Annotated in this window: 13 protein-coding genes, 1 tRNA gene and 1 other RNA gene; 8 read left to right on the top strand and 7 right to left on the bottom strand. The window is 54.8% G+C overall.

From position 1 onward, the window contains the following. Positions 1 to 7: 7 nt before the first annotated feature. On the bottom strand, positions 8 to 640 hold the full coding sequence (locus CLR77_RS15885; RefSeq protein WP_097461669.1) for a peptidylprolyl isomerase: 633 nt from the start codon (positions 638 to 640) through the stop codon (positions 8 to 10). Positions 641 to 816: 176 nt separating this feature from the next. Here CLR77_RS15885 and CLR77_RS15880 point away from each other — a divergent pair, with 176 nt between their 5' ends. Beyond that, positions 817 to 1,539 (top strand): pilus assembly protein PilB, encoded by a 723-nt coding sequence (locus CLR77_RS15880; protein WP_097461668.1) that lies wholly within the window; start codon positions 817 to 819, stop codon positions 1,537 to 1,539. 45 nt (positions 1,540 to 1,584) lie between these two features. Here CLR77_RS15880 and CLR77_RS15875 read toward each other — a convergent pair whose 3' ends face one another. The 3 genes from CLR77_RS15875 to flgA form a co-directional block, all read right to left on the bottom strand. After that, a complete protein-coding gene (locus CLR77_RS15875) occupies positions 1,585 to 2,058 on the bottom strand; it encodes a flagella synthesis protein FlgN (protein WP_097461666.1) in 474 nt (157 codons plus the stop codon). A gap of 6 nt (positions 2,059 to 2,064) precedes the next feature. Then, entirely contained in the window at positions 2,065 to 2,400 is a 336-nt protein-coding gene (gene flgM / locus CLR77_RS15870) for a flagellar biosynthesis anti-sigma factor FlgM (protein ID WP_097461664.1), read from the bottom strand. Between the two features lie 203 nt (positions 2,401 to 2,603). After that, on the bottom strand, positions 2,604 to 3,317 hold the full coding sequence (flgA, locus tag CLR77_RS15865) for a flagellar basal body P-ring formation chaperone FlgA (RefSeq protein WP_097461663.1): 714 nt from the start codon (positions 3,315 to 3,317) through the stop codon (positions 2,604 to 2,606). Between the two features lie 192 nt (positions 3,318 to 3,509). Between flgA and CLR77_RS15860 the strand changes: the two genes are divergently transcribed. The 5 genes from CLR77_RS15860 to CLR77_RS15840 all read left to right on the top strand — a co-directional run bounded on the left by CLR77_RS15860 (position 3,510) and on the right by CLR77_RS15840 (position 9,123). Continuing rightward, a complete protein-coding gene (locus CLR77_RS15860; protein ID WP_097461661.1) occupies positions 3,510 to 4,448 on the top strand; it encodes a chemotaxis protein CheV in 939 nt (312 codons plus the stop codon). A gap of 36 nt (positions 4,449 to 4,484) precedes the next feature. Beyond that, positions 4,485 to 5,312, top strand: coding sequence for a CheR family methyltransferase (locus tag CLR77_RS15855; RefSeq protein WP_097461659.1), 828 nt, complete (start codon positions 4,485 to 4,487; stop codon positions 5,310 to 5,312). A gap of 141 nt (positions 5,313 to 5,453) precedes the next feature. Beyond that, positions 5,454 to 5,541: transfer RNA gene (locus CLR77_RS15850), tRNA-Ser, on the top strand. Positions 5,542 to 5,578: 37 nt separating this feature from the next. After that, positions 5,579 to 5,721: non-coding RNA, RtT sRNA (locus CLR77_RS15845), on the top strand. Positions 5,722 to 5,970: 249 nt separating this feature from the next. Further along, complete coding sequence (locus tag CLR77_RS15840; RefSeq protein ID WP_097461657.1) at positions 5,971 to 9,123, top strand: EAL domain-containing protein; 3,153 nt, start codon at positions 5,971 to 5,973, stop codon at positions 9,121 to 9,123. On the opposite strand, the gene CLR77_RS15835 is transcribed toward CLR77_RS15840, so the two are convergent. The 3 genes from CLR77_RS15835 to nfi form a co-directional block, all read right to left on the bottom strand. After that, complete coding sequence (locus CLR77_RS15835; RefSeq protein ID WP_097461655.1) at positions 9,042 to 9,881, bottom strand: substrate-binding periplasmic protein; 840 nt, start codon at positions 9,879 to 9,881, stop codon at positions 9,042 to 9,044. The genes CLR77_RS15840 and CLR77_RS15835 overlap by 82 nt on opposite strands. A gap of 178 nt (positions 9,882 to 10,059) precedes the next feature. Next, the gene (locus CLR77_RS15830; RefSeq protein WP_097461654.1) at positions 10,060 to 10,848 is read right to left on the bottom strand and encodes an oxygen-binding di-iron domain-containing protein; all 789 of its coding nucleotides are present in this window, start codon (positions 10,846 to 10,848) and stop codon (positions 10,060 to 10,062) included. A gap of 108 nt (positions 10,849 to 10,956) precedes the next feature. After that, on the bottom strand, positions 10,957 to 11,712 hold the full coding sequence (gene nfi / locus CLR77_RS15825) for a deoxyribonuclease V (protein ID WP_097461653.1): 756 nt from the start codon (positions 11,710 to 11,712) through the stop codon (positions 10,957 to 10,959). Between the two features lie 240 nt (positions 11,713 to 11,952). On the opposite strand from nfi, the gene CLR77_RS15820 reads away from it, so the two are divergent. Further along, complete coding sequence (locus tag CLR77_RS15820; RefSeq protein WP_158227224.1) at positions 11,953 to 12,249, top strand: peptidoglycan-binding domain-containing protein; 297 nt, start codon at positions 11,953 to 11,955, stop codon at positions 12,247 to 12,249. 309 nt (positions 12,250 to 12,558) lie between these two features. After that, entirely contained in the window at positions 12,559 to 12,987 is a 429-nt protein-coding gene (locus CLR77_RS15815; RefSeq protein ID WP_097461910.1) for a VOC family protein, read from the top strand. Positions 12,988 to 13,044: the final 57 nt, after the last annotated feature.

The following is a 13,044-nucleotide window of genomic DNA, read 5'->3' as shown; positions in this document are numbered from 1 at the left end:
CGATCGTTTAGGGGGTGTGCTTGGCGTCTTTGATGATGCTGATGGACTGAATAATGACCGGCTTTTCCGGTACATTCTGCAGGCCGTGGATGCTATGGGTTGCGACACCGGCAATCGCATCGACAACGCCCATACCTTCGGTGACCTGTCCAAATACCGTGTATCCCGGGCGGCCAGGACTGCCATCCAGGTAACGGTTATCCCTGAGGTTGATGAAAAATTGTGATGTTGCCGAATCCGGATCCGGCAGGCGGGCCATGGCGATGGTTCCGCGATCGTTGTGCAGGCCGTTGTTGGATTCGTTGACGACCGGCTGGCCTGTGGATTTGCGAGCCAAGCCCGCGGTGAAACCGCCACCCTGAATCATGAAGCCGGGTATGACGCGGTGAAAGATGGTGCCGCTATAAAAACCGGACTTCACATAGGCCAGAAAATTGGCAACGGTTTTCGGCGACGCATCAGGGCGCAACAGGATATTGATGGCGCCATAGTTGGTCACCATTTTTACGCTGACGGGGTTAGGCGCTGGCGCGGCGAAAGCGAAGGAGGAAACGAAGGCGAGTAGGAATGCCAGATGACGAAGGCGCAAAGGAAAACTCTCCCTGGTCGATGTTATTGGATGTCGGAACGCGGAGATCATAGCAGATTGTTTCTATATTGTTGCTTCAACGGCTAATACCTTGATGGAGAAACCTTCTGGAACGATCCGCTAACAATTTTTAACGAATCAAAATGGTTATTATCTGTACAGAGTGGCTGCGGGATTCCATTATTGTTGTCGGGTGATACTACATAATTCCACAACGGAGAATAATCGTGTCCATCAGTGCTAGCCAGGTCGAAAAATCACGACTCGGTCGGTTGCTGGTCAACCGCGGGTATATTAACGAGTCGCAACTTTCGTTCGCTCTAGGCCAACAACGTGCCTCTGGCCAGCGTTTGGGTGAGATCCTAGTTTCCAGTGGTTGGGTAACCCAGCGCGAAATCAATCGTGCGTTGCGCCATCAGAAACGTTACCGCTACGCTGCCGCATTCGCTGCCGTAGTGGCGACGCCGCTTCAGCCTCTGGTTGCTTTTGCTGCAACGACCCCGGCTGCTGCTACGCCGATCCCGACGACCAGCGAACAGCAGTTCGCCGGTCTCAAGCCGATGAGCGATAGCGAATTGGGGCAGGTTTCGGGGCAGGGCGTGGATCAGTTCCTGAGTCAGATCCAAAAGGTCGAAAGTATGGCGAAGGGCGATTCACAGCCGGACAGTGTTGAAACGGCCAAGGCGGTTGCGCGTACCTTTATGCCCGTTTTCAATATGCTGGATGCTCAAGTAGCGATTCAGGGAGTGCACTACGACGACACTCGCCCGCGCTACCAGTTCCTGGCGGACGGGAGTATCAATATGGCGCTTCCAGCGACTATTGATCAGGTGAGCATCCAGAATATTCGACCAGCCGGTGCAGCGACGACGGATCCTATTATGGGCTCCATCACGGTGAGCAATATTCAGTTCAGCGCCGATTCCCATTTTGTCGTCAAGACTCACTGAGTCGAATTCTGTTGGTCCTTTCCTTGGATATGGCTGGTCAGTGCCTCAGGCACTGGCCAGCACCTGTCCGCCCCCCATACGCTGTTGCTTGCCTGATGCTCCGTACAGGGCAGGCTGAAGATCCTTTCCGCGAATAATATCCGAAAGACGGCTGACGCGTCGCTGCAGGTGAGAAACGATGCGGCCGTTGACTTCATTGTGGAATTGGCAGTCGACCAAGGCCTGATGCGCGTCTTGCCAGTGTGCCAGGAGCGCCGCATCGCCGAGAGACTGGATGAATTTTGAGGGCTCGCCCTGATCCGGTCTGAAGCCGATCTGAACCAGCAGGTGGATTTTTTGCCGGGCACTTTCGCGGATGCGGCTGAGCAACTCGCTCTTTTGGTTCGTCAGCGGTTCGAGTTCGCTGACCCGGTTTTCTGAGAGCAGGATTTTCTCCTGCTCTATGATTGCCTTCAGAGCTTTGAGGTCTTGTGCGTCACCGATCAGTCGTTTTTTCAGGTCTTCAATATTGTCGCTCATCACCAATCACCCAAAAATGCTGTTATCGTTCTCCAGCATTTTTTGGGCCAATTTTTGTGCGTCGACTTTGAAGGAACCGTTTTGTAGTGCCGTCCGAATGGCATCGACCTTGGTGTCATCGACTTCAGGGTATTCCTTCAGGCGTTGCTCCGTCTGTTTCAGGCCTTTGGCACGAGAGCTGAGGCTGACGTTTTCGCTGGCGTTGGGCGTGGATGCCGCTACCTTGGCCTGCTCTTGGGGAGTGGGCGTGCTTACGGCTTTGCCATTGCTCTGCTCGGCACGATTGCCGTTGCGCTGAGGATTGATCTGGCCGCTATTGATACCGTTGATGTCTACTGACATAGCACTATCCTGCTTGAAGAATACGATGACTCAGTTGTGTATCGGCAGTTCCCGCAAAAACTTTAGCGCATAATGAAGGCGGAAACCTGTTGCCGCCTTTTTCATTTTCGCCGGAATGCTATTGCCGCCGGATGGTTCAATCCTTGCTTGGCCCTGGCTATCGGTACTGAAGCTTTGCCAGGCCTTTCCTTACGACATCAGCGTTACATCGGGACCATGACGGCTTCCGGGCCGGTAACGACCGCTTGAACTGTTCGTCTGGAGCGCTCGTTTCGTACCAGAATCTGTTGTCCCATGCGACCAGGCATCAATGCCGTACCGCGCGTGCTGACAACAATAGAGCCGACTTTGGCGTTAATAATAACACGATCCCCCCGGGCTACGATGGTGGGGACAGTCAGCAGATCAGCTGTCATCAGGGTGCCGGCGCTGATGGGCCGGATCAGGTCCATGCCAATAAGACCCGTGGCACTTTGGAAGATGCTTTTTTGCGTCTGATTGATCACGACAAACCGCTTTTCCAGCATCCCAGCGGAAAGGCGCGTACCGCGAGCCAAAGGAATGCGGCTTACATAGGCCTGAGCCCTGATCTTGATGGATGCATTCAGGTAGAGCCGCCAGGGCCGTTTCCCTTGGCATTTTGCCTGTAACGTCACCCGGGTTGCCGCCAGCGGGTCTGTCTCGAAGTCGAAGCTTAACGGTTCATCGCAGGGCGCCAGACGCAGACGCGGATCGACCACACCGACGGTGAAGCTGACCTTGCGTCCCTGTTCTGACTGCTGTTTTTGGTAGTCAGTCAGAAAGCTTGTGGCGGCCTGTCGAATATCCGCTGCCGTTGTGACATTGGCGGCGGCGAAGGCGGACATCCCTGACGTTGCCAGAAGCAGAGAGACAGAAAGTAGCCAGAGCGTGCGCATTTCTGCAAAGATGTCCTATGCTTGAAAGGAATTGTGGACGAAGCCAGCGGCGTCGTCTTTTTGGCGCAAAGCCTCGTATGGGTAATTGCGCAGCAAATAGTATGCCGGGCTGGAGCTCGGACATCTTTCCATCGCGGGAATGCTCTCGTTCAAGGCGAAGGGTATTCCGCTAGTGCTGCAGGTGAGACGGTCATGGCAGGTGTTCTGGACAGTGTCAATCAACGAACCCAACTGGTGGGGCAGAACCGGCTTGAATTACTGTTGTTTCGTTTGAAGGGGCGGCAGGTTTATGGCATCAACGTATTCAAGGTTAAAGAAGTTCTGCAGTGCCCGCGGCTGACCGCCATTCCACAACGTAACCCCGTCGTCCGGGGTGTTGCCCATATTCGCGGTGAAACAATCCCTATCATCGACCTGGGGATGGCGATTGGGCATCCGGCGATCCCCGATAGCGAAATTTCCACCAGTTTTGTGATCATTACCGAATACAACCGCAAGACACAGGGTTTCCTGGTGAACGGCGTTGAGCGTATTGTGAATCTGAACTGGGAGAGTATACTTCCGCCGCCTAAGGGCACAGGTAAAGACGTCTATTTGACGGCTGTTACCAAGATCGATGAAAAAATCATAGAAATTATCGATGTGGAGAAAATCCTGTCGGATGTTTCTCCGCTGCGAGAGGACGTCAGCGAGTCTGTCATGCGCGATGACTTCCGCGAGAAGGCGTCAGCCATGAAGATTATGGTGGTTGACGACTCCTCGGTGGCGCGTCGCCAGGTTGAGCGCTGCATGAAGGCTGTCGGGTTGGAAGTCGTCACCAGTAATGACGGCAAGCAGGCGCTGGAATTGCTGCAGTCGATGGTGGCGGACGGTTCGAATATCACGGACCATCTCTCGTTGATGATTTCCGATGTCGAAATGCCGGAGATGGACGGCTACACCCTGGTGACACGGTGTAAAGCTGATCCGCTCCTTGCCGATCTCTACATTATGCTGCACACGTCGCTGAGCGGCGTATTCAACAAGGCGATGGTTGAGAAGGTTGGAGCAAACGATTTTATGGCGAAGTTCAATCCGGATGAACTGGCTGAGCGCGTCATGCAGGTGATTGACAATAATGGTCAGTCGTGATTTTGGTCGATAAGACCCTGGCTGTAATGGTTCTTCATGAGCGCTGATATCAGTCCGTCAGAATATGTAGCCTTTAAGGAGTTTCTGCAGGATGCCTGCGGTATTCTACTAGGCGACAATAAGCAGTATCTGGTTAAAAGCCGTTTGCGAAAGATCATGGAGGAGCACCGGCTTGGATCGCTTGGTGAACTGGTAACCCGCTTGCGGACGTCGCCGAGGGGGTTGCGTGAGGTTGTCATCGATGCGATGACAACAAACGAGACGCTATGGTTTCGTGATACGCACCCGTTTCGCATCCTGTCTGAAAAGATATTGCCGGAATTTGCCGAACGTAAAAGCCAGCAGCCGCTCCGGATCTGGTCTGCTGCCTGCTCCACCGGGCAGGAACCCTATTCGATTTCCATGGTCATCGACGAGTTCCGGCGAACACGGCCGGGGCGTTTGCGTTCAGATATCAAGATCATTGCGACCGACATTTCGCGGACGGTACTGGAGAACGCCCGGCAGGGAAAGTACGAGATGCTGGCCATCGGCCGTGGCTTGTCGGCTGAGCGTCAGAAGCTGTATTTCGATACGGTCGCCGATGGCAGCTGGCAGGTTAAACCCGCTATTCGGCAGGCGGTTGAGTTTCGTGAACTCAACTTGTTGGAACGTTACATGCTCGGTAAGTTCGACATCGTATTCTGTCGCAACGTCTTGATTTATTTCTCGGCCGAACTGAAGCGCGACATCCTGACCCGTATGCATCAGACCCTGAATCCCGGTGGCTACCTGATTCTGGGAGCCTCAGAATCCCTGAACGGCCTGCCGGACAAATACGAAATGGTCCAATGCAACCCGGGAATTATTTACAGGGCCAAATGACGGTTGCTTTTACCGCATAACTCCAGTAAAGTTCCGCCCGCATTCACGGGGCAGGGCATAGTTGTCCGCCAAAGATCGAATGCTTTTCATGGTGATACTTGAGTAATCGTTGGATCTCAAGACCATGAAATCCAGGTTTTAGGTGAGGTGTCCGAGTGGCTGAAGGAGCACGCCTGGAAAGTGTGTATACGGCAACGTATCGAGGGTTCGAATCCCTCCCTCACCGCCAAATAAACAAAAAGCCCCTCCTTGTGAGGGGCTTTTTGTTTATTAGGAGATGGGCAGGGTGAAAGAACCCTCGCGGGTTCGACCGGAGCCAGCTTGACTGGCGAAGGAACGTCGGAGCATAGCGACGACGGCCCCGAAGGGGTGAGCCGCGTTGCGGCGAATAATCCCTCCCTCACCGCCAAATAAACAAAAAGCCCCTCCTTGTGAGGGGCTTTTTGTTTATCCTTTGATACCCAGCAACACTTTCGTCTTATTCCATCTACGGATGTTCATCTTGTCGTTATAATTGCTACAGTGAACTGTTGGCATTCTGTGCCAGTGGGCAGCTAACTTGACCTTTTACCGAAAACCACTTTAATAGTGTGGTTAATTGTACCTGCCGAAAATCGATTCCCTGTCGTTCATTCGTGAGCAATCTTGAGGCCTCGGCATGAGCCAAGACGTACCGGCAAACCTCCTTGACGAGTTGTCGAAAGCGCGCGTCATGAGGCTGACCCAGATCTACCGGGCCCTCAGCGAAATCAATCAAGCCATACTCCGCATGAGTGACGAGGCGGAGTTATTCCCATTGGTTTGCCGTATTGCGGTGGAATTCGGCGGCGCCCGGATGGCCTGGATTGGCGAGAAGGAATCGGATTCTGATCGCCTGGCACCTGTCGTGTGGCATGGCTCCGGAGCCGATTATGTCCAACGAATCCAGATTTCCGTTCGCGAGGATCTGCCGGAGGGACAGGGACCCTCCGCCAAGGCGTTTCGCGAAAACCGTAACATCATCATCAATAATTTTGTCCAAAACCCGATGACGGCCCCCTGGCATGCTGAGGCGAAACGCTTTGGTTGGGGAAGTAGTGGCTCGTTCCCGATCCAACGGAATGGACAGCCATTCGCCATGATGTCGGTGTATCACGAGGCCGACGATTTCTTCGACAATGAAACTGTCGCCCTCCTTGATGAAATGACACGGGATATCAGCTTTGCGCTGGATAACTTCGATCGCGAGCGGTCTCGACTTGAAGCTCTGAGGGCGTTGCAGAGCAGCGAACAGCATTTTCGGGCCTATTTCGAGCGTTCGATGGTTGGGATGGCCGCAACACTGCCGAATCGCAACTGGCTTGAGGTCAATCCGGCGCTGTGCGAGATGCTGGGGTACTCGGCGGACGAGTTGGCAGAAATGACGTGGCTGGAACTCACTCATCCGGATGATCGAGTGGACAGCGAAGCGGTATTGACCCGGTTGACGAATCGGGAGATTGATGATTTTTCGCTGGAGAAGCGCTTTATTCGCCGAGACGGCAAGGTTGTCTATGTGGATCTTGCGGTCCGCGCTATCCGGAATGAGGATGGATCGCTCGCGTATACGGTATCGCTGCTTCAGGATATCACCCAACGGAAGTTGGCCGAGATCCGGGACCAGATGCGGCGGGTTGCCCTGGAAAAATTGGCTAAGGGGTTGCCGCTCAAGGAGGTTCTGCTTCACGTCGTCGCGGGAGTGGAGGCTATCCTGCCTGATGCGATGTGTTCGATCCTGCTTCTTGATGAAGGTTCCAAACACTTGATGATGGGCGCGGCGCCGAGCCTGCCTGATTTTTATAATAACGCGATTAACGGTGTTGAGATCGGTGCCGGCGTGGGCTCCTGTGGCACCGCGGCCTATACTGGTAAGCGTGTTGTTGTTGACGATATCGGCACGCATCCCTATTGGATTTTGTATCGGGACATTGCCGCAAAGGCTGGCTTGGCGGCCTGTTGGTCGGAACCGATTCGCATCCCTTCTGGCAAGGTGAGCGGTACCTTTGCCATTTACCACAGCACTCCCAGTGCGCCGGATGCTAACGAAATAGCCATTATCGAAAGTGCTGCGAATCTGGTGGGGCTCGCGATTGAGCGTCGCCGTGCCGAGGAAGAGCTGCATCTTGCCTCCTCGATATACCGAAGTAGTGCCGAGGCGATGCTGGTGACCGACGCGGACAATCAGATCGTTGCGATAAACCCGGCGTTCACCAAGGTCACGGGTTATACCTTGGAGGAGGTGATCGGCAGGAAACCCAGTATCCTTCGTTCAGGTCGTCATACAGATGATTTTTTCCGTCTGATGTGGCAGGACATTACGAAGACCGGACTGTGGCAGGGAGAAATCTGGAATCGCCGTAAGAATGGCGAAATTTTCCCGGAATGGTTGACGATCAACACGATTCGGGATGAAGACGGCCAGGTGCAACGGTATGTGGCGCTGGGCTCGGATATCACCAACAAGGTACGCTCGGATGAATTGATCTGGCATCAGGCCAATTACGATTTCCTGACCGAGCTGCCGAACCGCTATATGTTTCAGGATCGCCTGAATCACGAATTACGCAAAGCCCATCGTGAAGGCTCACTGCTAGGCCTGCTATTCATCGACCTGGACCGTTTCAAGGATGTTAATGACACTCTGGGACACCAGATTGGCGACTTGTTGCTGATTCAGGCGGCAGTCCGGATCAAGGACTGTGTCAGGGAATCGGATACGGTGGCCCGGCTCGGCGGCGACGAGTTCACGGTGATCCTGACCCAACTGGCAGATCCTGCGGATGCCGAACAGGTGGCGGAGCAGATCATTAGCGTGTTGGCTGAGCCGTTTTCGGTCAATGGCGAGACAGTCTACATCTCAGGCAGTATTGGCATCACCTTCTATCCGGAGGATTCCGGTGAGGTCGACCAGCTTTTGAGCAATGCCGATCAAGCCATGTATGCGGCGAAAGAGGCGGGGCGGAATCGCCTGAGCTATTTCACAAAGGCGTTGCATGACAGTGCGCAACATCGGCTTAAGCTGATCAACGATTTACGCGTTGCGCTGGCAGCCCGACAGTTTGAGCTTCATTTCCAGCCGATCATTGATCTCAGTAACGGTTTGGTCGTTAAGGCCGAGGCGCTGTTACGTTGGCATCATCCTGATATCGGCATGATCAGCCCTGCGGAGTTTATTCCGCTGGCGGAGGAGACTGGGCTGATCGTTGAGATCGGCGACTGGGTGTTTCGTGAAACGGCGGGCCTGACGCGGCGCTGGGCCGAGAGGTTTGGCCAGGGGCTGCAGGTTTCGGTGAATATGTCGCCGGTGCAGTTCCAGAGCGACGCCCTGAAAATTGAAGACTGGCTAGGCTATCTCAGCGAGATCGGCGCCGACCAGCGTAATCTGAGTGTCGAAATCACGGAGGGCCTGTTATTGAACGTCCATCCCGAGGTGACCGACCGCCTGTTGCGTTTCCGTGAGGCCGGTATCCAGTTGGCTATCGATGACTTTGGGACAGGGTATTCGGCGCTGTCATACCTGAAGCGTTTTCACATCGATTACCTCAAGATCGACCAGTCGTTTGTCCGCAATCTGGAAGCAGAGCACAACGATCTCGTTCTAGTGGAAGCGATCGTCGTCATGGCGCATAAAATGGGCTTGAAGGTGATTGCTGAAGGTGTAGAAACCGACGCACAGCGCCGCCTGTTGGTGGATACCGGTTGTGATTACGGTCAGGGATACCTGTTTTCCCGGCCACTACCGGTGGCAGACTTCGAACGTTTTATTGCGGACAACTCGTCCGTAACCCCGTGATGCGGTACCAGCTGGGCTGCTTCAGCACCAAAATATTTATGCAGTATGGTGTTGTAATAGCCGCTCTGCTTGATCTTCGCCAAGGCCTCTTGCCAGTCGGCCGTATTCACGGCAGGGGAGTCCTGGTTGGCCGCAATCCACAGTGAAAGCACTTGCTGGGTTTGGCCGAATTGAAGGGGTTCCCGATATCCCGCCTCTCGCCAACCCAGTATGGCCTCAGGTTTAGCGGTGTAGATGGCTGAAACCTGGTTTTGCTCGAGAGCCGCATACAACTGGTCACCGGGCATGGCGACATAAGGGATGCCGAACGCTTTCAGGCGTTCTTCCTGCGGCGTGCCAATGATGACGCCAATTCCTCTAACCTTCTTTGCTTGCGCCGGAGTATCGATTTTCCGGGTACCCACCTTGTTGATAAACATGACCGGAACATCGAAGAGTTTGCAGATCCAGCGGTAATGATGCTCGCGCATGGACGTCCGGGTCAGCGGGAAAATCATCGCATTGGGTGTGCGCATGGCCAAAAATTGGGCTCGCCTCCAGGGCAGAAAGCGAACGTTGGGTTTCAGGTTCATGGTATCGGCCATTTTCAGGACGATTTCCATCAGGAAACCGGGTGTTTCCTGGGAGCTGGAGGTATAGATGGGCTCATCTTCCAGAAAGAAGGTGATTGAGCCGTCTGCCAGCACTTTGGGGCTGGCTGCGATCAGCAATAAGGCGCAGACAATAGCACGGATAGCGGCTGAAGGAATTGACCTCATGGTTCTTCACACCTTCTGCAAAGCTGACGGCCCGTATCCGTACTTTTGTTTCTTGAGGGCGTATCCCTCGCGGCCCATACTTGGTCGTGAAAGCTGTCATTATCTGCTGAATATATCAAATGACGATTTCCCTGTATCGCCCGCCTTGGCTTTCACGACCCTGTCGAGAAGTAACCGTTCAGCCCTCAGGCGGGCGGTAGCTCTCTTCTGTCATGAGATCCAGACCGCAGGCCAGTTCTGATACCCAGTCCAGAAAACGACCGACCATGATTTTACCTTTGAATGGGCGCCCATGTTGCGGAACGATCATGTCGATATCGAGATGACGAACCGCATTGGCCCACAGCCGGCAGGCCTTGTTGGAGGCCATATAGCGGCGATGGAATCCCTCCATAAAGGGAACGTGGCGATCGAAATCTTCGACAGGACTTTGTCCGTCCCCCATGGATGCACCCATATCGCCGGAAAACAGAATCCGTGAAACCGGATCGTAGAAGTGGAAGTTTCCGACGGAATGGAGGAAATGCGCCGGCACGCATTGAAGACTGTTTTTGCCGAAGCGAAGGTTCATGCCTTCGTCCGGAATGGGGACGATGCGCTCGTAAACGTTGACCTTGAGGTTCCGGCTGACATGCCCTGATGCAAGGTGAGGCAGGAATCGCGCCCAGAGCTTTGAGGTGACCACCTTACATTGGCTGTGAACCAGCCAGCGGTCGAGGGCGGCGATGATGTCGGGGTCCTGGTGGGAGGCCAAGACGTAGGTGAGGGCATCCAATCTCATGTAACGCGAAGCGGCGACCTGCAGGGGGGTAAAGGTTAGGTCGCCGCCGGGATCAATCAAGGCGCTGTCTTCGCCATCGAGGATCAGGAACTGGTTGGATTGGACACCGTCACCGGTGACCAGGGAGTCGAACATCAGGCATTTGTGGTTCCCGTCGTTATACAGCTCGATAGGATCGGCGGGCATGCGATTTTTCTCCTCACAAAAGTAAAGAGGCACATGGTAGAAAGAGTTGGTTTGCGGGGAGTTGCGCTGGATCAACAGAGACGACTTTCGGTCGGTTTCAGGGCCTTGTCAGTTACAGTGTTTGCCCAGGGACGTGAGCTGGTTCAGCCAGCGCTGACCTCGTGCCGAAGCGATGCCATCGGCCCAGCGGGTCGTTTCGGGTAGGCGGTAGCGGGTAGTGCAGGCCATGACGTAGTCGATCGCTGTGGGCAGGCTGATGCGATGCCCCGCTGAGACATACAGAGGGTTAACGCCCGCCCGTGTGCGCAGGACCGCGCCAATGCATTCTGCGCCATCCGTGAGCGGTGTCCACTCGCCCCTGTTCTCCGGTACCGGGCCATGTTGCCCGGTGAGGCGGCTTTTGGCGACGCCAATGCTGGGAAGGCCTGTCAGGAGTCCAATGTGGGAGGCTATGCCCAGGCGCCGGGGATGCGCGATCCCCTGGCCGTCACAAAGCAACAGGTCGGGTTGCTCACTGAGCTGTTCGAGCGCCTTCAGTATGACCGGACATTCCCTGAATGACAGCAGCCCGGGTATATAGGGAAACGCCACAGGTTGCCGTGCAATACTGTAGTCCAGTGGTGAGAGATCGCTAAGTCGAAGGACGACGACAGCCGCCCGGGCAGTGTTTTTGTCTTCAAAGCCCACATCGACACCCGCGACAGTGTTAATGCGCGCCGGCAACTGATCCTGCAGGATGATACGCCCGGCCTCTGCGCGTTGCAGGGCAATGGCGTCCTTTGGCGATAGCGACGCCCATTGCCGGGCCAGGTCGCCTGCAGACGGCCGATCCTGTCGTGATTGCGCCTTGGATAGGGGCTTCATCGGTCGGTCATTCGCCTAGAATCGTTCGATGTAGTGAAAAACTTGATCTTCATCAAGAAAATTGTTCGATCAGTGTCTGCTGAAAATTGGAATTGACTGTCTTATACCGGATCGCGCTCGCCCAGGTAAAGCCTGTGAGATGTCGCGAGCAACGTAACGGCAGATTGTTTACTGAGGAAACTGGCAATGCCGAAAGCAACAATGAAAAGGATAATGGTAGCCGCTGTTTTGGCTGGATCGATGTCTGCACTCCCGTTGGCGGCAATGGCTGCTAACGATGCGAAGCCGGCTGCTCCCGCCAAGGAAATGAAAGCCGAGGCCGGCAAGCACGTCGTGAAGAAGCACCATCGGAAGATGCACCGCAGTGCCACGGTGAAAAAGGCTCAGGAAGCCTTGAACCGTCACGGCGCCAAATTGAAGGCTGATGGTTTTATGGGGCATCGTACGGAGCGGGCGATCATGTCCTTCCAGAAGGCCCATAAACTGAAGGTTACCGGTCGTCTGGACAGCGAGACTGAAAAGGCGCTGATGAAGTAAGAAGGCTCTGCCTGATGGCGCCGAACGCCTTGTTGCCGTAGGCGCCCATCTGACCGGATTAATGCCCTCCTGCAGTTCGCCCGCTCGATAACGAGCCTCGCCGGGCGATCCCCAAGACCGCTCTTCGTCGAAAATCCCCTTGGTGAATACGACCAATAGGGGCTGCACCGATGCATGGATCATGGTTCAATGCGAAGGAAATCATGCGGCCAGCCTGATGTGGTTGTTGAGTCTGCGTTAGCTCAGGTTCAGATCGATGGCATCTATGGCGTGGTGCGCTCTGTCGGCTTCAACCGGAAGGAAAACACCATGAGCGAGCTTCGACCTTTTCACCTGGCTTTCCCTGTTAACGATCTGGCGGCCGCCCGTCATTTCTATGGCGAGGTGCTGGGGTGTCCCGAGGGCCGCAGCTCGGAAAACTGGATCGATTTCGACCTGTTTGGCCACCAGATCGTGGCCCATTACCGGCCACCACAGGATGTGCCTGAGACGGTACATCACAATCCTGTGGATGGGCATGAGGTTCCGGTTCCCCATTTCGGTATCGTATTGACCATGGCGGATTGGAAGGCATTGCGTGACCGGCTGGTCGCTGCGGGAGTCCAGTTCAAGATCGAACCCTACATCCGCTTTGAGGGCCAGACGGGCGAGCAGGCGACGATGTTCTTTCTCGACCCGTCAGGCAATGCCCTGGAATTCAAAGCCTTTAACGACCTGTCTCAACTGTTTGCAAAATAGCGCGGGCCGGAGCGCAGTCTTGCTGCACCGGAAACTGGATCATTAACGACAATAAGA

The sequence above is a fragment of the Mangrovitalea sediminis genome, assembly GCF_002514725.1.
GTDB lineage: Bacteria > Pseudomonadota > Gammaproteobacteria > Pseudomonadales > Oleiphilaceae > Mangrovitalea > Mangrovitalea sediminis.
This window is presented reverse-complemented; position numbering and strand designations above follow the sequence as displayed.